The sequence below is a fragment of the Pyxidicoccus sp. M6 genome (genome assembly GCF_055568925.1).
In genome coordinates, this window is sequence record NZ_CM145714.1 from 12,797,309 (window position 1) to 12,819,269 (window position 21,961).

Here is a 21,961-nt window from a genome sequence, read left to right on the forward strand (position 1 = left end):
GGCGCGGCAGTGTACCGCGTGGGCAGCGACCTCACCCTCGGAGCATTCGCGCACGCCGGAGCCGGGACATCAGCAGCAGGCCCCCGCGTCACCGCACGGGGCGCCTGCCACCGCACGCATCCTCAGCCCCGGGGCGGACGCACCACCAGCACGGGCCGGTCCGTGCGCAGCAACAGCTCCTGCGTCACCGAGCCGAGCACCGCGCGCTTCAACCCCGAGCGCCCGTGCGTGCCCATGACAATCGCGTCCACGCGATGCCGCTCCGTGGCCTGCACCAGCGACGTCACCACGTCCCTGCCATGAGGCAGCAGCTCCACCTGCACGCGCCGTCCGCTCGCGTGCGCCGCCTTCGGCACGGCCGCGAGGAGCTGCTGCTTCAGCTCGGTCTCCTGCCCCGGCGACAGCTTCCCCTCCGCGACGTGGACGAGGTGCACCGTGCCGCCCTCGGGCACCAGCCCGCAGGCATGGGCCACGGCGCGGTTGCCCGTCTCGGAGAAGTCCGTGGCCACGAGCACCTCGCGGAAGACGGGCAGCGGCGCATCCACGGCCGCCTCCGCCGCCATCGTGGACGGCACACACGCCACGGACATGCGCGCCAGCCGCACCGCGTGGTGCGACACGCTCCACAGCCGGCCCAGCGCGCGCCGGTGGTGCGTGCCCACCACCAGCAGGTCCACGCTCTCACGCTCGGCCACCTCCACGAGGTGGTCCGCGATGCGCCCCACGCCCGCGTGCACCACGGCGCGCGGCGCCTGCCCATCCAGGGCCAGCGGCGCCAGCAGCGCGGCCGTCTCCTGCTCCAGCGCCTGCCGCAGCTCCGGCGTCACCTCGTCGAACAGGTGTGGCAGCGGCAGCCCCAGGCGCGGGTACTCCTCCTCCGGCCAGTACACGCGCCCGCCCACCACCTCCAGCGCACCGAAGCGGCGCAGCCCCTTCACCCACTCGCGCGCCGCCTCGAAGGGCAGCGAGCGGTCCACGCCCAGCAGCACCTTCAGCGGCCGCTCGCCCCGGGCCCAGGCCTCCAGCGGCGCCGCGTCGCGCACCACCAGCAGCGGAATGGGCAGCGCCTGCGCCAGCCGGTCCACCGTGCCGCCCACGCTCAGGAAGGGCGCCTCCTGGCTCGGCGCGGCCGTCACCACGAGCGACGCCGCCTGCTCTCGCGCGAAGGTCGCCACCGACTCCGCCGGCTCACCGGTGAGCACCGTCGTGTCCACCTTCGCGCCCAGCTTCTCCAGGCGCTTCACCTGGTCCGCCAGCGCGGCCTCGGCGGCGTCCGTCAACGAACGCCCGAAGGCGCGCGCGGAGTTGGGGTTCAGCACGTGCACCAGGCGCAGCGGCAAGCCCGACTTGCGAGCGAGCTCCGCGGCCAGCGTGGCCGCGCGCAGGGCGGTATCAGAGAAGTTCGTGGCGCAGACGATGGACATATCGGGTCTCCAGGTTCAGCAATCGGCTCCGTTCGAGGCGAGGACATCCTCACCTCCCGTGCCAGCACTCATTTCGTGGCGGTCGGCGCGCGGAGCACCTGCTCGGCGCGCACCTCGTGTACCAGCGGCTCGCCCTGCTCGAAAGCCCGCACGCTGGCCAGCGTCGTCTCGGCGATGTTGGCCAGGGCCTCGTGGGTGAGGAAGGCCTGGTGCGAGGTGACGAGGACATTGGGAAACGTGAGCAGCCGCGCCAGCACGTCGTCCTGGAGCACCTGCCCGGAGAGGTCCTGGAAGAAGATGCCCTCCTCCTCCTCGTACACGTCCAGCCCCGCGCCGCCGATGTGGCCCGACTTCAGCGCGTCCAGCAGGGCCCGGCTGTCGATGAGCGCGCCACGGCCCGTGTTGACGAGCACGACGCCCCTCTTCATCCGCGTCAGCGCCGCCGCGTCCACCATGTGCCGCGTGCCCGGCGTCAACGGCACGTGCAGGCTGATGATGTCCGACGTGGAGAAGAGCTCCTCCAGCGGAACGAAGCGCACGCCGGATTCACGCTCGAAGGCGGCGTCCGGCGCCACGTCATGGCAGAGCACGTTGCAGCCGAAGCCCCGGAAGATGCGCGCGGCCACGCGGCCGATGCGGCCCGTGCCCACCACGCCCACCGTCTTGCCCGCGAGGTCGAAGCCCACCAGCCCGTCGAGGGAGAAGTTCCAGTCACGCACGCGCGAGAAGGCGCGGGGGATGTGGCGCACCAGCGAGAGCACCAGCGCCACCGCGTGCTCGGCCACCGCGTGCGGCGAGTACTCCGGCACGCGCGTGACGCGGATGCCCAGCCGCTGCGCCGCCTCCAGGTCCACGTGGTTGTAGCCCGCCGAGCGCGCAGCCACGAGCCGCACTCCGCCCGCATGCAGCGCCGCCAGCGTGGCCGCGTCCACCTTGTCATTGACGAAGGAGCACACCGCGGGAAAGCCATCCGCCAGCTTCGCCGTCTGCAGCGTCAGGCGCGGCTCGAGGAAGGTGAGCGCATGGCCGAAGTGCGCGTTGGCGCGCTCCAGCGCATCACGGTCATAACGGTGGGTGTCGAAGACGGCCAGCCGCATGTCTGCTCCCCTGCCCGGCCGGACTGCGTGCCCGCCGTGTGTCTCCAGTGTCAGTGCAACGCCCGCACCACGCCCTTTCGCCTTATAAGGCCCACCCCGGCCGCGCGAAAGCTGCACACGCCGGGAGGGGGCGGCAAAAGCTGCGCGGCGGGCGAGCGACGGCCGGCCCGCCAGCGGGCCTGCGGCTTCACATTCCAGGGCGCGCGAGCGGGGCGGGGCCTACCTTGGTGGAAGAGCTCACGACGGGAGGAGCCATGTTCCGCTGCAAGGCCTGTGGAGCGTTCAACCGGGTGCGCGAGCCCCGCCCCTCGGGCACGCCCGAGTGTGGCCGCTGTCACTCCGCGCTGGATGTCTCCGGCGCGCCGCAGGAGGTGGATGGCGAGGGGCTGGACCGCGCCGTCCTCGGCGCTCCGGTGCCGGTGCTGCTCGACTTGTGGGCCCCCTGGTGCGCGCCGTGCCGCGCGGCCGCACCCATCCTGGACGCGATGGGCCGGGCGCAGGCGGGACGGCTGCTGGTGTTGAAGCTGAACACGGAGGAGCACCCGCACGCGGCCAGCGCGCTGCGCGTGCAGGGCATCCCCACCTTCGTGGTGTTCTCGGGCGGGCGCGAGGTGGCGCGCCGCAGCGGCGTCATGCCCCGCGCGGAGCTGGAGCGGTGGGTGATGACGTCCCTGGCCCAGGGAGGTGCGAATGCCACCGCGTGAGCCCCGGCCTGCCATGGCGGGGCCCAGGAGCTGACCCGGCCCCGGGCACGGGGCCCGCGTGCGAGGAGGCACGTCATGGAGGACGGCGCCGCGCTGCTGACAGACCTCTACCAGTTGACGATGGCGGAGGCGTACCTCGACGAGGGGCTGTGGGACGAGGCCGTCTTCAGCCTCTTCGTCCGGCGCCTCCCCGCGCGCCGCAACTACCTGCTCACCGCGGGACTGGAAGACGCACTCGAATTTCTAGAGCAACTGAGATTCAACTCGGAGGACCTGGACTGGCTCGCCTCGCTGGGGCGCTTCTCGGACCGGCTGCTCGGCTGGCTGGAGCGCTTCCGCTTCAGCGGGGACGTGGACGCGGTGCCGGAGGGCACGCCCGTCTTCGCGCAGGAGCCGCTGCTGGAGGTGCGCGCGCCGCTGCCGGAGGCGCAGCTCGTGGAGACGTTCCTCATCAATCAACTGCACCTCCAGACGCTCGCGGCGTCGAAGGCGGCGCGGGTGGTGGAGGCCGCGGCGGGGCGCCCGGTGATGGAGTTCGGCCTGCGGCGCATCCACGGCACGGACGCGGGCCTCAAGGTGGCGCGGGCCGCGTACGTCGCGGGCGTGGACTCCACCTCCAACGTGCTCGCGGGGAAGCGGTACGGCATCCCGGTGTCGGGCACCATGGCGCACAGCTACGTGCAGGCGCACGACGACGAGCTGGACGCCTTCCGTGCCTTCACGCGCGTGTACCCGGACGCGACGCTGCTGGTGGACACGTACGACACGCTGCACGGGGTGCAGCATGTGATTCGCCTGGCGCGCGAGCTCGGCGAGGACTTCCACGTGCGCGCGCTGCGGCTGGACTCGGGAGACCTGCTGGCGCTGTCCCGGGCCGCGCGCGACATGCTGGACGAGGCGGGACTGCGGCACGTGCGGCTCGTCGGCAGCGGCGGGCTGGACGAGGACGCGGTGGCGAGGCTGGTGGCCCACGGCGCGCCCATTGACGCCTTCGGCGTGGGCACGGCGATGGGCGTGTCCGCGGACGCGCCCTCGCTGGACATGGCCTACAAGCTGGTGGAGTACGCGGGGAAGGAGCGCGTGAAGCTGTCCGAGGGCAAGGTGCTCCTGCCGGGCGCGAAGCAGGTGTACCGGCAGGCGGAGGACGGCGTGGCACGCGCGGACGTCATCACCCGGCGCGGGGACGTGGAGCCGGGCCATCCGCTGCTGAAGCCGGTGATGCGCGCGGGGAAGCGGCTGCCCGGTGCATCTCCGCCGCTGGCGGACGTGCGGGCCCGCGCGAGGCGGGAGGTGTCACGCCTCCCGCCCGAGGTGCGCGCGCTGGCGCCCGCGAGGCCGCCGTACCCGGTGAGGCTGGGCACGGCGCTGGAGCGGACGCGCGAAGCGCTGGTGGAGGCCTGGTCGGCGGCGCCGTGAGGGCGCCACCGCGGCGACCGTCATTGCCCCGAGAGGACGCGGGCGCTGTACAAGCGCACGAAGCCGGGCCCGAGCAGGGAGCCGTTGTTGAAACCTCCCGTCGCCACGACATTCCCGGAGGGAGTGAAGGCAAGGCCGCTGACCCGTATCCCCGAGCCCGCGGGGTTGTCGACATAGGTGACGGGCCCCAGCTGCCGCGTCTGCAGGTTCATCAGCGAGAACCAGCCCCGGCCCGTGATGGTGCCGAGGTTCAGCGCCTGATGCCCGCCGAGCAGCAGTGCGCCCGTGGACGAGAAGGCGTGCGCATTGACGATTCCCGGCCCGCCCGAGAACGACACGTCCCACCGCAGCTTCCCATCCGTGCCGAGCAGGTACAGCCAGAAGCTCCCCGGGGACTCGCTGGCGCTGGAGATGTACGAAATCGCCTCGCCCGTGCTGGGGCTGACCGAGATGCCGGACCAGGAGCCATCCGTCTGCAACAGCCGGACGCCATCGGGGCTGTACTTCCGGAAGTAGCTCGCCACGAAGACCGGCGAGTCGGGCGTCTGGCCCCGGTTGAACACGCTGCCGGACACGTAGACATTGCCCGCCGCGTCCACCGTCAGCCCCGAGGCGTAGTTCAAGTGGCCCTCGTCGAAGAGGACCTTCCAGCGCTCCGCCCCATCGGCCGTGAACGCGGTGAGCCTGAACTGCCGCGCGCCATCGGGGTTGTTCAGGGTGACCAGCACGTAGACGTGCCCGCTGGCGCTCACCGCGAAGAACTGGCCGCCCGGGTTCGAGCCCTCCGCGTCGTGGCCCCACACCTCCTGCCCGTCCGTGCCGTGCCGGCTCACGCGGCCGTTGTAGGCCATCATGTAGATGCGGCCCTCACCGTCCACGGCCACCTTCCCCGAGCCCGTGACGGGGCGCGTCCACAGCACCTGCCCCGTGCCGCTCAGCCGCGTCAGGCTCGAGTAGTCCAGGATGAGGACGTCACCGTTGGGGGCGACGGCCAGGCCCGTCGGCTCGACGTTCCGCCGCACCTCCCACAGAAAGGGCGCGGAGAGCGAGCGCACGGCGACCGTCTTTGGACCGTCCATGCGCAGCAGGCAGCCGTTGTTGTCGGACGTCGCCTCGCACGGCCCCACCCAGACGGGATACCCCTCGGGCGTGGTGTGGAGGATGATTTCGCTCTGGCGCACGGCCTTGCGGCACGGCGTGCCGCACGTCCACGCGTCGTCGCCGGCCACGACACTCACGCCCTCGGGCATGGACGTCACGTCCACCCAGGTGAAGGCCGAGCCCTTGAGGAGCGCATGGTCCACGGAGGGCGCCCCTCCCACTTTGAGACGGGCCTCGTACATACCCGCCAGGCGCGGGGCGAACCTCACCCGCACCTCGCACTCCATGCCCGCGTCGAGGTAGCGCTCGCACGTGTTGGCCATGATGACGAAGCCGACGCCGTCGATGGACACCTCCACCGACTCCACCGCGGACGGCGAGGCGTTGCGCACGACGAAGAGCTGCTCGGCGGAGGCCTGCCCCACCTCCAACTCACCGTAGTCAACAGTCGTCCGGTCGATGATGAGCGCGGCCGGCGCGGGCGTGGGTTCTTCTTCTTCGGAGTCGCCGCACCCGCCGAAGAGGACGGACGCGCCGAGGAGCAACAGCAGGGACAAAGGCTTGCGGAACATGGGGCCGCACTTCTAGTCAAATCCCAGACATCGTGACAAGCAACCCGCCCCCAGCCATGCCACGAGTCGAGCGCGCACGGACCCGAAGTCTGCCTTTGAGAGCCCGGGGGATGGGCAGACAGGCCGCGAGCTGACGGAAGACGCGGGCACTGCTGCTCACGTCCGGAGCACGCGGCCAGCGTGCCCCAACTCCAAGGTCCTGGGGCGCGACGCGCGAGCACCGGGGTGAGGCAGCAGTGCCCGCGATACCGATTCCCGCCCCTCACGGGAAGTGCGCGAGCACGGGAGCAATGTCCCATGCGGCGCCTGTCGCTTCCTCACGGTTGCATCACATTCACATCAAGATGAGGGCACGAGGCCTACGGTGCGGCGGTGGTGCCCTCCGCCACGCAGCGCCCCTGCACGCAGCGAGGTACGAAATGGGGGTAGGCGCAGCTCCCGCCGCTCTCGCGGCAGATGGGAGACTCGGTGCAGTAGCGAGCCAGCTCCGCGGCGGCCTTTGTCTCGAAGTCGCCACGGCCAGAGGCATTCACCATGGCCGGAGGGCACGCCCCGTAACCGGTGCAGCGGCCATCGACGGCGGCCGCCACGCAATCCGAATCCTGCTTGCAGGTAGAGTGCTCCGCGCGGATGCTGTCCATCGCGCAGTACACCGTCTTCAAGCGCGGGCAGTTGTAGTCCTCGTTGGTGCAACCCGGATACGTGTAGGTATCCTGTGGGTGGGCGGGTCCCCAGCAGGCACGCCCGCGGGAATCGACGGGACACTGCCGCTCATCCCTCGCGCCCTCCGGACAGCTCCAGCTCCCGTCCGTACACACCGCCTTCACCAGCATGTCGGTGCAGCTGACGCAGCAGGTGGGCTCCTCGGAGGCCGCGCACTCCGTCTGGCTGGAGGCGTCCTCGTCCCGCCCCGCATCCCGCGTGGAGTCGTCCTTCGAGCTCGAGCTGCAGCCCAGCCACATGGCACTCAGTAACAACAGTGTCAGCCTGCGCATCTGCGTCCCTACCTGTCTGGCGGCCCCGCCCCCCGAATCCTCCGGGCAACCGCCGCGCCCCGCAACTCCGTTCATTCGTTTGAATGTCATCCGGAGTGCGCGGTGTCGGAGGCGTGACGGGATGGCGGGGCGCTCAGAATCGGTAGACGGCGGCAACCCGGACGAGGGGCTCTTCTCCCTACACCGGCTGGCGGAGCAACGCCTCGAACAGCGCCCGGCCCGTCCGGTCCAGCCACGTGTCGAATGTCATCAACCCGGGATGCAGCTTGCGCAGCGCGGAGATGTCTGCCTTTCCACCGTCCTCATCGGTGAACCGGGCGATGCGCTCCAGCGTGGGCTTCTGACGGAGCACGTCCCCGGGAATCCGCACGTAGGGAATGGAGCGACTCGTCGCACGGCTGATGGCCGCCGCGAGCTGCACACCCGTCAGCGCATCCCCCGCGAGCTCGAGGGACTGGCCCACGTACGTCTCCGGCGCACCGAAGGCGAGCGCGACGAACTTCCCGATGTCATCCACCGCGATGAACTGGAGCCGGCTCTCCGGTGCGCTGAAGAAGGTGAGCACGCCCTGGGGGATGCCGAAGTCCTTCCACGTGAGGATTTCCATGAACGCGGTGGGCCGGATGACCGTGGCGGGCACGCCGATGGAGCGGATGTGCTTCTCGATGGTCCACTTGGTCTCGAAGTGGCCGATGCCCGTGTTCCGGTCCGCGCCGCCCACCGACGTGTAGACGAGGTGCTTGACGCCCGCCGCCTTCGCCGCGTCCGCGACGTTCTTCCCCATGCGGACCTCGTCATCCAACGTGACGCCGAGCCCCACCTCCCCGGAACTGGGCTGGACGCTGAAGACACCGTGAGCACCGCGCATCACCCGGTCGAGCGATGCACGGTCATTCATGTCTCCCGGCACCACCTCCACGCCCGAGCGCGCGAGCCCCTGGGCCCCGGCGCTTCCCGTATCGCGGACCGGTGCGCGCACGCGCCATCCGCTCGCCGCGAGGTGCTTCGCCGCCGCACCGCCCTGCGTTCCCGTCGCTCCGAACACGACAACGACCTTGTCTGCCTGGCTCATGACGCGCCTCCGCGTTGGACTCTCGGCCGCTCTGTAGACGGCCGCTCCGAGGCAAGTCAAGACGACCGGTCATATTGACAAGAACCGCTGTAGTCCCAGGTACTTGGACCGTTCCATTGACGCCACCAGACGACCGGTCATATTGGGCCGATGGCCCGACCGAGTGTCCGCGAGAAGATTGTCGTCGCTGGGATGAAGACGCTGCTGCAGCGGGGCTTCAACGGGTGCGGCGTGCAGGACATCACCTCGGCGGCCGGCGTCCCGAAGGGCTCGTTCTACAACCACTTCGAGAGCAAGGAGGCGCTCGGCGCGGAGGTCATCGAGCGCTACTGGCAGGGCTCCAGCTCGCGGCTCGCGATTCTCCGGGACGCATCCATCCCTCCGCTGGAGCGGCTGCGGCGCTGTTTCACGTCGCAGGTGGAGGCGCTCGTGGAGTGGAACTACGAGCGCGGCTGTCTGCTCGGGAACTTCGCCGCGGAGATGTCGGACCACAGCACGGTGCTCCGAGCGCGCGTCGCGACGGCCTTCGCGGAGTGGACGCGCGAACTGGAGCAGGTGATTCAGCAGGCACAGGCCGCGGGCGAGGTTCCCCAGGGCAGTCCGCCCGCCGCGCTGGCCACCTTCCTCATCAACGCGTGGGAAGGCGCGGTGCTGCGAGCCCGGGTCGACAAGAGCCGCGCGGCGCTGGACGCCTACCTGAGCCTCGCCTTCGACAAGGTCCTGGCCTGAGGAAGTCGCGACGCTTCAGCCCACCGCGCTCGCCGTGCGGGCCGCCGGAGCCGAGCGCCGCTCGCGAGCGCCATCCAGCGCGAAGGCTCCGCTGCCAATCAGCGCCTGCGTCACCAGCGCGAAGACGAGGAACGCGACGTACTCCCAGCCACCGCCGGTGTTGGTGAACATCCATCCGTTCGCGACGTGAGGCTTCAGCGCGCCAATCATCACCGGCACCAGCGCGAGCGCCACGAGACGCGTGCGGAACCCGGCCAGCAGCGCGAGCCCGCCGAGCAACTCCGCGAAGAACACGGGCCACGCGGTCCACCCGGGGAAGCCGTGCGCCTCGAAGAACTGCGCGGTGCCGGCGAAGGTGAAGATGAACGCCTTCGCGCCCGAGTGCGCGAGGAACACCGCGCCCAGGGCGACGCGGAGCACGGTGGCGCCCACGTCGCGGGCGAAGGGAGAGGACAGGGAGGACTCGATGCGGCTCATGACGGCGACTCCTTGCAGCGAAGAGAGGAAGGATTCCCCTCGGACGCTCCATGGAATGCCGTCCTCGCCTCCGCTCCGGAAGGCGAGGCTCGCGAACGAATCGTTCTGCCAGGAGAACAATCAGCCCCACTTCGTGGAGCGGAACTCGGCGGCGAGCACGTCGAGCAGGGCGCGCAGGCGCGGAGCGGGAGTCCGGCCGGACGCATGGACGGCGTAGATGCCCAGGGGCCGGGGCGCGAAGTCGTCGAGCACGGTGACGAGCCGTCCCGAGCGCAGGTCCGCGTCCACCATGAAGCGCGGCAGCATGGCGAGCCCGATGCCCGCGGCCACGGCCTCGCGGAGCATGGAACCGTTGCCCGTGGACAGCGGACCGGACACCGGCACGCGGATGCGGCCCTCGGGGCCATAGAAGCGCCACTCGTCCTCGGTGCGCAGGTGCGTGTAGCGCAGGCAGTCGTGGTGGATGAGGTCCTCGGGCCGCTCGGGAGTGCCCCGGCGTTTGAGGTACGCGGGAGCTGCGCACACGTGCAGCGACGTGGTGGCCAGCTTGCGAGCGACGAGGCTGGAGTCGCGCAGGCGCGTGATGCGTAGAGCCACGTCCACGCGTTCCTCGACGAGGTCCACGAGCCTGTCGCTCAGTATGACCTCCACGGTGGTGTCCGGATGCGCGGCGAGGAAGCGAGCCAGCGGCGCGGCGAGGTACATCTGCGCGAAGCTGACGGGCACGTTGAGCCGCAGCGTGCCCCGGCCCGCGTCGGACGCGCCGCGTGTGGCGGCTCCGGCTTCCTGGAGCATCCGCGCGCAGTGCGCATACACGCCCATGCCGGCGTCGGTGACGGTGAGCTTGCGCGTGGTGCGGATGAGCAAACGCTCACCTACGCGAGACTCCAGCCGGGCCACGCGCGAGCTGACCACGGACTTGGACACGCCGAGCGCCGTGGCGGCCTGCGTGAATGAGCGCAGCTCCACCACGCGCGCGAAGCACGCGAGGCCGAGCAGGTCATCGAAGAGGGGTTCGCTCACCCGGAGCAGACTGCCACGGCGGCGCGAGGCCGAGGAGAAGCTCGGTGCTCGCGCCACCGTTCCCGCTCCGGGGCAGGGCCCCACGCCCACGCTCAGGCTCCCCCGAGCTTCGGCGTGACTTGGGTGTGAGCGCCGGGTGAGGAGAACTCAGCGCGCACGCTCCCTCCGTGGGGCCTGTCCCCGGATGGGGAAGAATTACCCGGGGCACCCCGCCCGACACGATGCGCATCCGCGCGTGGCGGGTGAGGAAGGGGCGTCCCGGGGCGAGCCTGTCGTCCCCGCTCCTCCTCGTCCGCATCGCGGGCACACTTCGCGGCGATGCGGCGAGTCGGCACTGCCGGGGGCTTGGGCTCGCACGCTGTCTCATAGAGCAAAGCCCGTACCGACCCACTTCCCCAGGGAGACGCCTCCGCCGCGCGCAACCGCTGCGTTTTCGCGCGCCCGAGGCCGCAACCCTTGCGTCCCATCCACTCGCGGCGGCACAAACGCAACAAAACTGCAAATACCCAACATCACACCCACACCGTGACACGGTGTTGACGTGGAGCCCGCGCGCTCCGTCGGTCCTTCCCTTCACAATGCGCGAGCCGTTCCCCCCGCACCACGAGGACCGTATGACACGAGTCTCCGCATCGAAGACGTGGCTCCTGGTTGGGTTGTGGAGCACCCTGGCGGTCGCGGCCGCCCCCTCGCAGGATGTGCAGGCAGGCCTCGTCACACCATGGACGCAGGCGGCGTCGATGAGCCGCTATCGCTACCACCACACCGCCACGCTGCTCCCCGCGGGCACGGTGCTCGTCACCGGCGGCAACAGCTCCGGCGGCGCGACGGCCACCACCGAGACGTACAACCCCGCCACCAACACGTGGTCTCCTACCGCCAGCCTGAGCGTGGCCCGCGCGAGCCACACCGCCACGCGTCTGCCATCGGGCCTCGTGCTCATCGCGGGCGGAGGCACCAGCACCACCGTCCACGCCAGCGCCGAGCTCTACGACCCCACCACCCACACCTTCACCGCCACCGGCTCCCTGGTGACGGCGCGCCGGGGCCACAAGGCGGTGCTGCTCGGCAACGGTCAGGTGCTCGTCGTCGGCGGCTTCGGCACCACCGCGTACAACAGCGCGCTACGCAGCGCGGAGCTCTACAACCCTTCCACTGGCCATTGGACGGCCACGGGCTCGCTGTCTGTCGCGGCGGGCACTGTCACCGCCACGCTCCTCGAGGACGGGCGCGTGCTGGCCATCAACGATGACGGCGTCACCGCGGCGGCCGAGGTCTACACCCCCACCACGGGCACGTGGACGCGCGTGTCGAACCCGCCGGCCTTCTACGGCCACGCAGCGGTGCGGCTGGACTCGGGCGTGGTACTGGCCACGGGACAGGAGAACCTCCGGTACGACAGCGGCGCGTGGCTGTACTTCCCCGAGGACGACTATTGGGAGTACGTCTCCTACGCCAACGAGACGCGTCGGCGGGGCCACACGCTGACGCTGCTGCCCTCGGGCCGGGTGCTCGTGGCGCGCGGCACGCGCAACCAGATTGGCGGCAGCGCGGAGCTGTTCGACCCGGACTCCTGGTCCCTGTACGTCGTGGGCTCGGACGCGGCCACCACGGGCCACACGGCGACGCTGCTGCCCTCGGGCGGCGTCCTCGTCGTCGGCGGCACCAGCCAGGAGGAGCCCGAGTGGTACTCCTCCGCCGAAATCTTCACCGAGCCGTGAACCACCACTGACGCTCCGCCCCGCGCCCCCGTACACCTGGTGCGCGGGGCCCCCATCTGGTTCCACCTATAGGACGCGTGCTCTACTCGCGCGCGTCTCCATGGATTCCTCCCAGCTCGTCGCCTCGTGGCTCCACGGCCGTGCCTCCGCCGGCCCGGACCTGGAGCTCCGGCTCACGCCCCGCACCGTCTCCGCCCTCGCCGCCAAGCTCCGGCGCGCGTACACGTGGATTGCCACCCAGGCGCTCGTCAGCCCGTACCATGACGTGCAGTTCGGCGACCCCGTCGTCCTCAACGGCGCGGGCATGCGCGTGGAGCTCGGGCCCGTGGGCTTCTCCGCCTACGTGCTCCTGCCGCTGCTCAACCTCGCCACCTCGCAGCGCCTGCTCTTCGTCGGCGCGCCCGGGCGCGGCAAGACGACCATGGCCACGCTGGTGGCCCTCATCGCCGGAGGCGCCCCGGACGAGGTCCGCCGCGGCGTGCAGCACGGCCATCCGCAGCTCACACTGACGGACCTGCTCGGCAGCCCGCTGCCCAGCGAGCTCATCCGCGCCGAGGACGCCAGCCACATCCGCGTCGCCTGGCGCCGCTGGCTCACCCAGCGCGTGAAGATTGTGGACGAGTACAACCGCATCCCCACCAAGACACAGTCCGCGCTCCTGTCCCTCATGGCGGAGGGCTACGCGGAGATGTTCGAGCAGGTGGTGGAGTGCGGCCGCTCCGCGTGGTTCCTCACCGCCAACGACGACCAGGGCGGCGGCACCTTCCCTGTCATCGAGGCGCTGAAGGACCGCATCGACCTCGTGGTGCGCAGCATGCCCTTCCACTCGCACCACCTGGAGACGCTCGCGAAGCGCGTGGCCGAGGGCTCGGTGCCGGGCCAGTTCGTCCCCGCGGACATCGTCTTCACGCCGGAGGAGCTGGATGAGCTGGAGCGCGAGGTGCGCGCCGTGCCCGTGCCACCCGAGGCGCTGGAGCTGTTGGGCTACTTCGCCGGACAGCTCGAGTTCTGCCAGCGCGCGTCCGGACAGCTCGAGTACATGATGAAGGACACGCTGCACCTCGCGGGCAAGCGCGTGGCGCACGTGTGCACGGAAGACTGCCCGCTCGACAAGAGCGTCAACCTCTGCACCCAGACGGAGAACGGCGTCTCCGCCCGCGCGTATCAAGCGGTGCTCCTCTTCTCCAAGGCGCTGGCGTACTTCCGCGGCGAGACGGCGGTGTCGGTGGAGGACCTGCGCCAGGTGCTCCCCTGGGCGCTGCACGAGAAGCTCAAGCCCAACCCACAGAGCGCCTTCTTCCAGAAGCCGGAGAACGCGGTGCACCTGCTGGACCGCGTCGGCTGGGTGCGGCAGCTCTTCGATGCGGCGGTGGTGCAGCAGGCCGCCTACGCGAAGGTGCGCGAGCCGGTGGCGCGACTGAAGGCCCAGGCCGAGGCGGGCACCGCCGGGCTCGACGCGGGCGAGGTGCGCCGGCGGCTGGCGGACATCCAGCAGGTGATGGAGAAGGTGCTCCAGAAGCAGGAGCTCAACGGCCCCGTGCACGAGGACCTCGTCCTCTTGAAGAACCTGCACGGCCGCTACAGCGCCTACCTGCGCGGCCTGGAGCGCCGGGGCAAGGTGGAGGGCCTATGAGCGACGCAGCCTGGAAGGCACGCGTGCGCGAGTGGGCCGCCGAGGGCCCGCGCCGGCACTCCCACTGGGACGCGGAGCTCTTCGACATGCTCGTCGAGAAGGCGGGCACGGTGCTGTGGAAGGCGCTGCAGGCCGAGCCACGCCGGGAGCTGGTGGCGAGCGCGTGGCTGAAGCTCGCCGTCGAGGCCGTGGGCCAGGGACACGTGGACCGCGCCAGCGCGAGCTACATCCTCACCCGCGTGGGAAGCCCTCCAGAGTCGGTGACGCTGATGGGGCGCTGCCTGCTCCACCTCGCGCCCGCGCAACTGCCCGTGTATCCCGCGGACAAGGCAGTGGCCCTGCTCGCGCGCACGTGGAACCTGTGCGAGGGCCTGGCCGAGCAGCCCGTGTGGATGAACCGCTACGTCGCCTCGGCTGCGGCGGCGGAGGTGAGAGCCCCCTCGCTGGAGACACTGGACGCATTCCTCGCGACGACGCTGGCGCCGGCGTTGGCGCGCCCACGGGCCTCCACCTTCTCCGGGCCCTTCACGCTGGCGATGCTCGACACGCGTGGGCTGGCGGACGATTTCCTCCCTGGGGACATGCACCTCGCGGCCCCGGCCGTCCTCTGCGTGCACGACCGCCGGGCGGAGCACGGGAGGCTGGGGGTCTTCCTCGCGCCGGAGGGCAAGGCGCGCTTCCTCGGGATGATGCCCTGCCTCGGCACCCGGCACGAGGATTCGCCGCCCCCGATGGAGGTGCGGCCGGGCGCGGTGCGGGTGAACGGGCGCGAGGCCCTGCTGCCCCTGCTGAACACGCCGCACCAGACGTTGGTCGCGACGAGCGGCTACGTGGTGGCCAGCGCGGTGGACTCGCAGCGGCTGTGGGTGCTGGACACGCCATGACGCGCACCGCGCACAGGGAGCCCGTGCCCGAGCTGCTGGAGCCGGAGCTGCAAGAGCAGGTGGACGCGAGCTGGCCGCGCGCACAGGCCCACTGGTCCCACTTCCTGCTGCTGGGTGAGCCTCGCGCCGCGAAGGAGGGCTGCGAGCTGGCGCACATCAGCTTCCTCAACCGGCAGGTCTGGTTCAACGCCCGGGAGCTGCGCGAGAAGAAGCTGCTGGGGAGCCTGGAGGCGCTGCTCGCGCACGAGGTGGGGCACCACGTGCGCTACCCCGGCAGCCTGAGCGTCTCCGCGCGCCTGCGCATGCTGGAGAAGACGCTGCTGCCGCTGGAGGACTACTCGCTCATCAACGTCTTCTGCGACCTGCTCATCAACGAGCAGCTCGGCGCGGACGAGCGGCTGCGCGCGCAGCTCATCGACATCTACCGCGCCTTCCAGAAGGACTACCGCTGGAAGCAGGACCCGGCCTTCTTCTTCTACCTCTCCGTCTACGAGGAGCGCTGGCAGTTGGAGCCGGGGCACCTGATGGGGCCGGAGGCCGCGGCCTTCGCGAAGCAGTTCCCCGACGCGCGCGTGGACGCGCAGTTGATGGCCCAGAACCTCTTCCACCTGGGCCCCAACGTGTACACGCAGTTCCTCTACTTCCTCTCCGTCTGCATGCGCTACGTGCAACCGGTGAAGGGGGACCTTCCGAAGAGCACGGACCCGCAGGCCTGCTGCAAGGACGAGCCGCGCCCGGAGGACTGGGCGGAGGCACTCACCCCGGGCGCGCGAGAGAAGGAGGCCGTGCGCCGCGCGCTCGCGGAGGGGTGGTTGGACAAGGAGAACGCGGAGCGGCTCATCGGAGACAAGTGCCGCGAGCGGCGCATCGCCTCGCTGCCGGGCCAGGGGACGGCGAACGCGGAGGTCGTGCCCGAGGTCATGGCCGCGTACTACCGACAGGAGGCCGAGCGCCACCTGCTGCGCCCTCCGGACCGGATGCACCTGGGCGAGGCGGTGGTGCCCACCACGCTGGAGGAGTGGGAGCTGGGAGACGCGCTGCCCAGCGTGGACTGGCTGGCCACGCTGGCGCTGCGCGGAGACAGGCTGGGCGCGGTGATGCCGCTCAAGCGCGAGCGCATCGCGGACTACGAGGGCCTGGACGTGCCGCTGTGGCAGCCGCGCGTGGAAATCTATCTCGACGTGTCGGGCTCCATGCCGGACCCGCGCACCACACTCAACGCGATGACGCTGGCCGCGCAGATTCTCTGCATGGGTGCGGTGCGCGCGGGCGGCTGGGTACGGGCGCTGATCTACTCGACGGACTTCGTGGCGTACTGGAACTGGTGCCGCTCGGAGCTGGAGATGTCGCGCTTCCTGATGCACTACATCGGCGGCGGGACGCGCTTCCCCTTCCCGCGGCTGGCGGAGTCCCTGCGTGAGCAGCGCGGCCGGCAGCCCACCCGCGTCATCATCACGGACCGGGACTTCGACGCCAACCACGACGCGGAGCCGAGCCACGCGCGCATCTTCGCCGAGGCGGCGGAGGCCTCCGCGCCGCTGGTGTTGCTGCTGCACCATCCGCACCCCGAGCGCGTGTCGCGCTACCGCAAGCAGGGGGCCCGCGTGGCCGAGGTGATGCAGTTGGAGCACTTCCCGAAGGTGGCGGCCGCGCTGGCCCACGCCCTCTTCCAGGAGGAACGCCATGTCGCGCTTTGAGCGCCTGTTCGGCCGCAAGAGCGGCCCGCCCGCGCCTCCCGGGGAGCCGCCCCGGCTGGAGTTGGTTCCACTGTGCCAGGCCCTGGCGCGCCGCCGTCCCGCGCTGGAGCGCAAGGAGGTGGAGCCGGCGTTGATGTGCGCGAGGCTCGCGGACTTCCAGAGAGATTTCGGGCTGGAGCCGCTGCCTCCGCAGACGTTCCTCGCGGCCTGCGAGCCGCTGGACGCGGAGGGCTGGCGGCGGCTGGCGCTGGTGACGGGAGCGCTGGAGGAGCGCGCGGTGGGCACGGCGGTGGCGGCACTGGCGCGAATGCACGGCGTGGAGAAGCAGGTGCGCGAGGGCTTCGCGCGCTTCGCGGCGGAGACGAAGCTGCTGACCATCGAGCTGCTCAGCCACAGCCCGCTGCGGACAGAGGAACTGGCGCGGCGGTGGGTCCGTGCGCTGGGCGCGCGCTTCGAGGGCGAGACGGATGAGGAGAGCGCGCAGAAGCTGGCGCGGCTGGACTACGGAAAGCTGCTGGAGGAGGCGGAGCGGGCGAAGCAGGCGGCGGAGGCTCGGCAGGAGCGGCTGAAGAAGCTGCGCGAGGCGCAGGACGCCAAGGCCAATCGGGGGAAGTGGTAGCCATGCTGGAGACGCCCGCGAGCGCTGGCCTGGAGTACCCGGCCGAGGATTTGCGCCGCTACCAGTTCCACACGGGCGCGCCGCTGTCGGCGCTGAAGCCGGAGGAGCCGTGCCCGGTGCTGTATCGCGACCTGGGTCCGGTGGCGCTGCGCAGGTATCTCCGGGGCGCGCTGCCCAGGTTGGCGGGGCCTCTGACGCCGCTGCTCTACATGCGCACGTTGGACTTCCGCGAGCCGTATACGGACTACGAGAACACGGGGCGGCTCGTGTTCCTGCGGCCGCTGCACGTGCAGCCGTGGCGCTCGGGAGTGCCGGGTGTGTTCGTGGCGAGGTCGACGCGGCCCGTGGACCTGGCCACGGTGGCGTACTGCCCGGGGTCCATTCCGCTGGAGTCGGTGGAGCCGCTGGCGCGCGAGGTGACGAACGCGGCGGAATTGCGCGAGGCGCTCGGAGGCAGGGAGTACGACGAGCAGGTGGCCGGGGCGCTGCGTGCGCTGGATGGGTTGGTAACGGAGCTGGAGGAGACGGAGAAGAGCGCGGAGCCGCTGCGCCGGGCGCTCCAGTCGCACCAGCATGATGAGCGGCTGCGGGCCCGTGAGGAGTTGGCGCGGCTGGGCATCGAAGAGAATGACCTGTGCGCCGCGTGGCATCACCTGCCGAGGGAACGGCGTGCGTTGTTGAAGGAGGCGCTGCCACGGCTGGAGTTGGCGCGCGTCGTGGATGGGGGCACGAAGCCATGAGCGCCGCGATGCCCCTCCCCTCCCTCGTCCCGTGGGAGCACTGCCGTGCGCTGACGTGCAGCGTGTTGCCGGTGCGGCTCGCGTGCAACCTGCGCTGCCCGTTCTGCTTCTCGCGCTCGTCCATCAGCGCGCTGAAGCACGAGCCCTCGGACCTCCTGCACCTGGACATCGCCCGCTACTACCGCGATGCGCGCGAGCGCGGAGCCACGCGCCTCGTCATCACCGGAGGCGGCGAACCGCTGCTGCGTCCGGAGACGGTGGTCCACCTCGTGCGCGAAGGCCGCCGCTTCTTCGACGAGGTCGCTCTCTTCACCAACGGCACGTTCCTCACCCGAGCGCTCGCGGAGGAACTGGCGGACGCGGGCCTGTCCTACGTCTGCTGGTCCCGCCACGCGGTGGACGACGCGGACAACCGGGCACTCATGGGCAAGCAGGCTCCACTGCGCGCGGACTTCCTGGACGCCGCGAAGCCCCTCAAGGTGCGAGCCACCTGCGTCATGGCACGCGGGCACGTGGACAGCCGCGAGGGCGCGTGGCGCTACATCCGGGCATTGCAGCTACTGGGCGTGCGCGAGTTCACCTTCAAGCACACGTACGTGGCCTACGCGCAGTCGGTGTTCCGCGAGTCGCCGGCGGACCGCTGGGCCCACGAGCACCAGGTGGAAGAAGACGTCTTCGAGGGACAGGGACAGGTGGTGGGCCGCCTGCCCTGGGGCCCCGTGATTCGCAGAGTCGAGGAGGTACAGGTTTGCTACTACCGAGAGCCGACGCCGCAGTGGGAGCAGGAGAACGGACTGTGCCGCTCGCTGAATCTGTTGTCGGACGGCAGCGTGTACGCATCGCTGGAGGACTCGCGGAGCCTGTTGTACCGGCTGAGCGGCTAGTGAAGGCGCTGTCTCCCGACATGGTGGAGACCTTCCGCCCGCTTCTCCCCGTGGGCTACGCGGCGGGAGCCGAGGCGTACCGTCGCGCGGCGGAAGGACTCACGGCGGACGACCTGACGCAGCACTACACGCGGGGCCTGCGCTTCTTCCACGAAGAGCTGGTGCCGAAGGTGAAGGCGCGGCTGAGCGCCCTGAGCGGCGGCGTGTGGCGGCTCGATGACTACGTGGCCTTCGCGGCGGGCAGCGACTGCGACTTCATGAGCCATCTCGTGGAAGCAGTGGCCGCTCGCGAGCCGGTGCGCCTGTACCCCGGCGACTGGCACGGCTTCACGGTGGGCTGCACGCAACAGGAAGGCATTCGCTGGGACGCGGAGTCGCCGGGAGCGCTGGCGTGCCTGTGCATTCCCTCGGTGCGCAACGGGCACGTGACGGAGGAGATGCTGGCCTTCCTCGGGGCGTCGTCGCACTGCCTGCTCAACCTGAACCTCTACCCGACCATGTCGGCGCCGGAGCGCACGGAGGTGGCGGGCCAATTGCTGCCGCTCCTGCCGAAGTCGGTGCTGTCCATCAGCTTCAGCCGGGGCTTCGGGCTGACGGCGTCGCAGCTCGGCGTGGCGCTGGTGCACAAGGACCACCCGTACCGGAAGCGCTTCGAGACGCAGTGGAACTGGCACACGTACTTCTTCAACGCGCTGGCGGCGAAGGCCTTCCTCGCGGTGGACGTGGAGCGGATGCAGGCGGTGGACGACGAGCGCCGCGCCTGGGTGGGCACATGGCTCGCCGAGCACGGGCTGCCGGTGGTGGACACCGGCAGCTACTACGTGAAGTCCTTCCGCGTGCAGGGCGAGCTGCCCGAGCACCTCGCGCCGCTGAAGCGCGGCGACGTCGTGCGCCTGTGCTTCAAGCCGCCGCAGGTGGGCTGAGCACCCTCAAGCCGCCCGCCACAGCAGCGAGAGCAGCCGGGGCACCGCGTTTGTCGGTGCCTCGGGGTCCCGCCAGTCTCCGGCCTGGAGCAGGACGAAGCCCGCGCGAGCCGCGGCGTTGAGGTACTCGGAGACATCGTGCAGGTACGCGGGGACGCGATGCGTCTCGCGCGTCTGGGGATGCTCGAAGCGGGCCTGACTGCCCTGGAGCTGGCGGAACGGGTGGAGCTCGCAGACGAGGAAGTGCCCTCCGGTCCTCACCACGCGCCGGGCCTCGGAGAAGACGAAGGACAGGTCCTCGATGTGCTCCAGCACGAGGTTGCAGATGAGCGTGTCGTGGCTGCCGTCCGGAGTGGGCCACGGCGTGCGCAGGTCATGCTGGACGAAGCGGACGCGCTCGACACCGGGGCGCTGGCGAGCGCGCTGGAGCATGCCCTCCGAGCCGTCGAGCGCGAGCAGACCGCGAGCTCGTGGAGCAAGCCACTCGGTGTTCTTCCCGGTGCCCGCGCCGAGCTCCAGGACATCGCCTTGGAAGAGCGCGGGGGCCTGGGCGCGCACGACGGCCGCGTCGAGGTCGCGCGTCGCGTTGGGCTGGGAGTCATAGACGTCGGCCCAGACGTCATAGGCTCGCGTCACATCATCGGAAGGTCCGTGCGAAGTCATCTCCGTGTCCTCTTCGGAGAGTGACGAAAGCTCGCCACCCTCCGCGTCCTGGGCGTCTCCGCCCTCGCGTCAAGTGACGTAGCTTTGTTCGCCTCCCCTGGGAGAGAGGCCCGCGGCTGCGTCACAGCCGCGGTCAGGCGAGGATTGGGTAACACCCGAGCCCGGAGACGTCAACGGTGACTCCATGCCCGACCATGTGCATGCGCGGGCACCCCCCTGGATTGATGGGCAATGAGGGGAACGCCGCACCGTACACTCTCCGTATTGCTAGCGAACCAGCACGGCTTGGGAGCTCATCGCATGAACTCGCTGCGTACCTGGATGCTGTCCGTGATGCTCCTCGGTGGTTGCGCCACGGCGCCGGCTCCCCGAGAGACACCATCCGTCCTCGACACGGCCGCGCTGGATGCCGAAGCGGAGCGCGCGATGGCCGCAACCGGCGCGAAGGGGCTGGCCATCGCGGTCATCGACGACGGGCACGTGGTGGCGACCCGAGCCTACGGCGCGCGCAATGCGAAGGGCGAGCCGCTGCGGACGGACACGGTGATGTACGGCGCCTCGCTCACCAAGACGGTCTTCGCGTACCTGGTGACGCAGCTGGCGGACGAGAACCGCATCGACCTCGCCGCGCCCATCGAGCGGTACCTGGACAAGCCGCTGCCCGACTACCCGGACGAGAAGCGTTACTCGACCTGGTCGCACCTGTCCGGCGACGACCGCTGGCGGGCCATCACGCCGCGCATCCTGCTCACGCACAGCGCGGGCTTCGCCAACTTCGGCTTCCTCGAGCCCGACGGCAAGCTGCGCATCCACTTCGCGCCCGGCAGCCGCTACGCGTACTCCGGTGATGGAATCATCCTGATGCAGTTCGTGCTCGAACGCGGGCTCGGGCTGGATGTGGGCGCCGAGCTGCAGCGGCGCGTGTTCGACCGCTTCGGCATGCGCAATACCAGCATGCGGTGGCGGCCGGACTTCGCGAGCAACCTGGCCGACGGCTGGATGGCCGACGGCAACGTGGAGCCGCACGACGAACGCAGCACCGTGCGCGCGGCCGGGTCGATGGACACCACCATCGACGACCTGTCCCGCTTCGCGGCCGCGCTGGTGAGCGGCGAAGGTCTGTCGCCACGGGCCTTCGCTGAGATGACCGCGCCGCAACTGCCCATCACCACCCGGAGCCAGTTCCCCACCCTGCAGGACGAGCTGCCGCCGGAGCAGCGGCGCAAGGACCTGGCGGCGGGCCTGGGCGTGGTGGTGTTCGACGGCCCGCAGGGGCGCGGGTTCTTCAAGGGCGGTCACAACGAGAGCACTGGCAACACGCTCGTGTGCCTGCCGCGTGGACGCCGCTGCGTGCTCATCCTGGCCAACGACGTGCGAGCCGAGGCCGCGTTTCCGCACCTGGTGCGCTTCGTGCTGGGCGAAGCCGGCGTGCCCTGGCATTGGGAGTACGGCGCCGACAGGGCGTTCTGGGACGGGCGCTGAGCACGGCCTGAACGCCGCGGCCCCACGAAGACCATCAGCAGCCGCTCTGCCGAGGGCGCCTTCTCCAACTCCGCCTCCAGCAACTGGAGTGCTTCCCGGAAATCT

The 21,961-nt window shown here is 70.6% G+C and carries 20 protein-coding genes; 12 read left to right on the forward strand and 8 right to left on the reverse strand.

The genetic code is table 11. From position 1 onward, the window contains the following. Positions 1 to 122: 122 nt before the first annotated feature. Positions 123 to 1,424, reverse strand: a complete 1,302-nt coding sequence (locus ACVTJA_RS50535) for a universal stress protein (protein WP_465831857.1) — start codon at positions 1,422 to 1,424, stop codon at positions 123 to 125. 68 nt (positions 1,425 to 1,492) lie between these two features. Next, a complete protein-coding gene (locus ACVTJA_RS50540) occupies positions 1,493 to 2,521 on the reverse strand; it encodes a 2-hydroxyacid dehydrogenase (RefSeq protein WP_465831859.1) in 1,029 nt (342 codons plus the stop codon). A 254-nt stretch (positions 2,522 to 2,775) separates the two neighbouring features. Between ACVTJA_RS50540 and ACVTJA_RS50545 the strand changes: the two genes are divergently transcribed. Together ACVTJA_RS50545 and ACVTJA_RS50550 are read left to right on the forward strand one after the other, a co-directional pair. Continuing rightward, positions 2,776 to 3,225, forward strand: a complete 450-nt coding sequence (locus tag ACVTJA_RS50545; protein WP_465831860.1) for a thioredoxin family protein — start codon at positions 2,776 to 2,778, stop codon at positions 3,223 to 3,225. A gap of 75 nt (positions 3,226 to 3,300) precedes the next feature. Beyond that, entirely contained in the window at positions 3,301 to 4,641 is a 1,341-nt protein-coding gene (locus ACVTJA_RS50550; RefSeq protein WP_465831862.1) for a nicotinate phosphoribosyltransferase, read from the forward strand. A 20-nt stretch (positions 4,642 to 4,661) separates the two neighbouring features. Here the strand turns inward: ACVTJA_RS50550 and ACVTJA_RS50555 are convergent, their stop codons facing one another. From ACVTJA_RS50555 to ACVTJA_RS50565, 3 genes are all read right to left on the reverse strand, one after another. Further along, complete coding sequence (locus ACVTJA_RS50555) at positions 4,662 to 6,314, reverse strand: NHL repeat-containing protein (RefSeq protein WP_465831864.1); 1,653 nt, start codon at positions 6,312 to 6,314, stop codon at positions 4,662 to 4,664. A 359-nt stretch (positions 6,315 to 6,673) separates the two neighbouring features. After that, on the reverse strand, positions 6,674 to 7,309 hold the full coding sequence (locus ACVTJA_RS50560) for a hypothetical protein (protein WP_465831866.1): 636 nt from the start codon (positions 7,307 to 7,309) through the stop codon (positions 6,674 to 6,676). A gap of 178 nt (positions 7,310 to 7,487) precedes the next feature. After that, positions 7,488 to 8,381: an NmrA/HSCARG family protein gene (locus ACVTJA_RS50565; RefSeq protein ID WP_465831868.1), complete on the reverse strand. Its 894-nt coding sequence runs from the start codon at positions 8,379 to 8,381 to the stop codon at positions 7,488 to 7,490. A 150-nt stretch (positions 8,382 to 8,531) separates the two neighbouring features. Here ACVTJA_RS50565 and ACVTJA_RS50570 point away from each other — a divergent pair, with 150 nt between their 5' ends. Then, positions 8,532 to 9,110, forward strand: coding sequence for a TetR/AcrR family transcriptional regulator (locus tag ACVTJA_RS50570; RefSeq protein ID WP_465831869.1), 579 nt, complete (start codon positions 8,532 to 8,534; stop codon positions 9,108 to 9,110). 15 nt (positions 9,111 to 9,125) lie between these two features. Here ACVTJA_RS50570 and ACVTJA_RS50575 read toward each other — a convergent pair whose 3' ends face one another. Both ACVTJA_RS50575 and ACVTJA_RS50580 read right to left on the reverse strand, forming a co-directional pair. Next, positions 9,126 to 9,587 carry a DoxX family protein gene (locus ACVTJA_RS50575; protein WP_465831870.1) on the reverse strand — a complete coding sequence of 154 codons (462 nt, stop codon included), beginning with the start codon at positions 9,585 to 9,587 and terminating at the stop codon, positions 9,126 to 9,128. A gap of 120 nt (positions 9,588 to 9,707) precedes the next feature. Then, positions 9,708 to 10,610, reverse strand: a complete 903-nt coding sequence (locus ACVTJA_RS50580; RefSeq protein WP_465831872.1) for a LysR family transcriptional regulator — start codon at positions 10,608 to 10,610, stop codon at positions 9,708 to 9,710. Between the two features lie 614 nt (positions 10,611 to 11,224). Between ACVTJA_RS50580 and ACVTJA_RS50585 the strand changes: the two genes are divergently transcribed. The 8 genes from ACVTJA_RS50585 to ACVTJA_RS50620 all read left to right on the forward strand — a co-directional run bounded on the left by ACVTJA_RS50585 (position 11,225) and on the right by ACVTJA_RS50620 (position 19,711). Further along, a complete protein-coding gene (locus ACVTJA_RS50585) occupies positions 11,225 to 12,331 on the forward strand; it encodes a Kelch repeat-containing protein (RefSeq protein ID WP_465831874.1) in 1,107 nt (368 codons plus the stop codon). Between the two features lie 100 nt (positions 12,332 to 12,431). Beyond that, positions 12,432 to 13,964 (forward strand): AAA family ATPase, encoded by a 1,533-nt coding sequence (locus tag ACVTJA_RS50590; RefSeq protein ID WP_465831876.1) that lies wholly within the window; start codon positions 12,432 to 12,434, stop codon positions 13,962 to 13,964. Beyond that, positions 13,961 to 14,848 (forward strand): hypothetical protein, encoded by an 888-nt coding sequence (locus ACVTJA_RS50595; RefSeq protein ID WP_465831878.1) that lies wholly within the window; start codon positions 13,961 to 13,963, stop codon positions 14,846 to 14,848. Before ACVTJA_RS50590 ends, ACVTJA_RS50595 begins: the two co-directional genes overlap by 4 nt. Continuing rightward, the gene (locus ACVTJA_RS50600; RefSeq protein ID WP_465831880.1) at positions 14,845 to 16,545 is read left to right on the forward strand and encodes a hypothetical protein; all 1,701 of its coding nucleotides are present in this window, start codon (positions 14,845 to 14,847) and stop codon (positions 16,543 to 16,545) included. The genes ACVTJA_RS50595 and ACVTJA_RS50600 overlap by 4 nt, the downstream gene beginning before the upstream one ends. Next, entirely contained in the window at positions 16,532 to 17,164 is a 633-nt protein-coding gene (locus ACVTJA_RS50605) for a hypothetical protein (protein ID WP_465831882.1), read from the forward strand. The genes ACVTJA_RS50600 and ACVTJA_RS50605 overlap by 14 nt, the downstream gene beginning before the upstream one ends. A gap of 2 nt (positions 17,165 to 17,166) precedes the next feature. Continuing rightward, complete coding sequence (locus ACVTJA_RS50610; protein WP_465831884.1) at positions 17,167 to 17,904, forward strand: hypothetical protein; 738 nt, start codon at positions 17,167 to 17,169, stop codon at positions 17,902 to 17,904. Between the two features lie 8 nt (positions 17,905 to 17,912). Further along, on the forward strand, positions 17,913 to 18,788 hold the full coding sequence (locus ACVTJA_RS50615) for a radical SAM protein (RefSeq protein ID WP_465831886.1): 876 nt from the start codon (positions 17,913 to 17,915) through the stop codon (positions 18,786 to 18,788). After that, positions 18,788 to 19,711 (forward strand): hypothetical protein, encoded by a 924-nt coding sequence (locus tag ACVTJA_RS50620; RefSeq protein ID WP_465831888.1) that lies wholly within the window; start codon positions 18,788 to 18,790, stop codon positions 19,709 to 19,711. Before ACVTJA_RS50615 ends, ACVTJA_RS50620 begins: the two co-directional genes overlap by 1 nt. A 6-nt stretch (positions 19,712 to 19,717) precedes the next feature. Here the strand turns inward: ACVTJA_RS50620 and ACVTJA_RS50625 are convergent, their stop codons facing one another. Beyond that, the gene (locus tag ACVTJA_RS50625) at positions 19,718 to 20,374 is read right to left on the reverse strand and encodes a class I SAM-dependent DNA methyltransferase (protein WP_465831889.1); all 657 of its coding nucleotides are present in this window, start codon (positions 20,372 to 20,374) and stop codon (positions 19,718 to 19,720) included. Between the two features lie 300 nt (positions 20,375 to 20,674). Between ACVTJA_RS50625 and ACVTJA_RS50630 the strand changes: the two genes are divergently transcribed. Beyond that, a complete protein-coding gene (locus ACVTJA_RS50630; RefSeq protein WP_465831891.1) occupies positions 20,675 to 21,856 on the forward strand; it encodes a serine hydrolase domain-containing protein in 1,182 nt (393 codons plus the stop codon). The last annotated feature ends 105 nt before the right edge of the window (positions 21,857 to 21,961 follow it).

What these genes read in the sequence shown, in the direction of transcription:
- ACVTJA_RS50535 (WP_465831857.1), bottom strand. Translation starts at nt 1,424, where the DNA reads ATGTCCATCGTCTGCGCCACGAACTTCTCTGATACCGCCCTGCGCGCG.
- ACVTJA_RS50540 (WP_465831859.1), bottom strand. Translation starts at nt 2,521, where the DNA reads ATGCGGCTGGCCGTCTTCGACACCCACCGTTATGACCGTGATGCGCTG.
- ACVTJA_RS50545 (WP_465831860.1), top strand. Translation starts at nt 2,776, where the DNA reads ATGTTCCGCTGCAAGGCCTGTGGAGCGTTCAACCGGGTGCGCGAGCCC.
- ACVTJA_RS50550 (WP_465831862.1), top strand. Translation starts at nt 3,301, where the DNA reads ATGGAGGACGGCGCCGCGCTGCTGACAGACCTCTACCAGTTGACGATG.
- ACVTJA_RS50555 (WP_465831864.1), bottom strand. Translation starts at nt 6,314, where the DNA reads ATGTTCCGCAAGCCTTTGTCCCTGCTGTTGCTCCTCGGCGCGTCCGTC.
- ACVTJA_RS50560 (WP_465831866.1), bottom strand. Translation starts at nt 7,309, where the DNA reads ATGCGCAGGCTGACACTGTTGTTACTGAGTGCCATGTGGCTGGGCTGC.
- ACVTJA_RS50565 (WP_465831868.1), bottom strand. Translation starts at nt 8,381, where the DNA reads ATGAGCCAGGCAGACAAGGTCGTTGTCGTGTTCGGAGCGACGGGAACG.
- ACVTJA_RS50570 (WP_465831869.1), top strand. Translation starts at nt 8,532, where the DNA reads ATGGCCCGACCGAGTGTCCGCGAGAAGATTGTCGTCGCTGGGATGAAG.
- ACVTJA_RS50575 (WP_465831870.1), bottom strand. Translation starts at nt 9,587, where the DNA reads ATGAGCCGCATCGAGTCCTCCCTGTCCTCTCCCTTCGCCCGCGACGTG.
- ACVTJA_RS50585 (WP_465831874.1), top strand. Translation starts at nt 11,225, where the DNA reads ATGACACGAGTCTCCGCATCGAAGACGTGGCTCCTGGTTGGGTTGTGG.
- ACVTJA_RS50590 (WP_465831876.1), top strand. Translation starts at nt 12,432, where the DNA reads ATGGATTCCTCCCAGCTCGTCGCCTCGTGGCTCCACGGCCGTGCCTCC.
- ACVTJA_RS50595 (WP_465831878.1), top strand. Translation starts at nt 13,961, where the DNA reads ATGAGCGACGCAGCCTGGAAGGCACGCGTGCGCGAGTGGGCCGCCGAG.
- ACVTJA_RS50600 (WP_465831880.1), top strand. Translation starts at nt 14,845, where the DNA reads ATGACGCGCACCGCGCACAGGGAGCCCGTGCCCGAGCTGCTGGAGCCG.
- ACVTJA_RS50605 (WP_465831882.1), top strand. Translation starts at nt 16,532, where the DNA reads ATGTCGCGCTTTGAGCGCCTGTTCGGCCGCAAGAGCGGCCCGCCCGCG.
- ACVTJA_RS50610 (WP_465831884.1), top strand. Translation starts at nt 17,167, where the DNA reads ATGCTGGAGACGCCCGCGAGCGCTGGCCTGGAGTACCCGGCCGAGGAT.
- ACVTJA_RS50615 (WP_465831886.1), top strand. Translation starts at nt 17,913, where the DNA reads ATGCCCCTCCCCTCCCTCGTCCCGTGGGAGCACTGCCGTGCGCTGACG.
- ACVTJA_RS50625 (WP_465831889.1), bottom strand. Translation starts at nt 20,374, where the DNA reads ATGACTTCGCACGGACCTTCCGATGATGTGACGCGAGCCTATGACGTC.
- ACVTJA_RS50630 (WP_465831891.1), top strand. Translation starts at nt 20,675, where the DNA reads ATGAACTCGCTGCGTACCTGGATGCTGTCCGTGATGCTCCTCGGTGGT.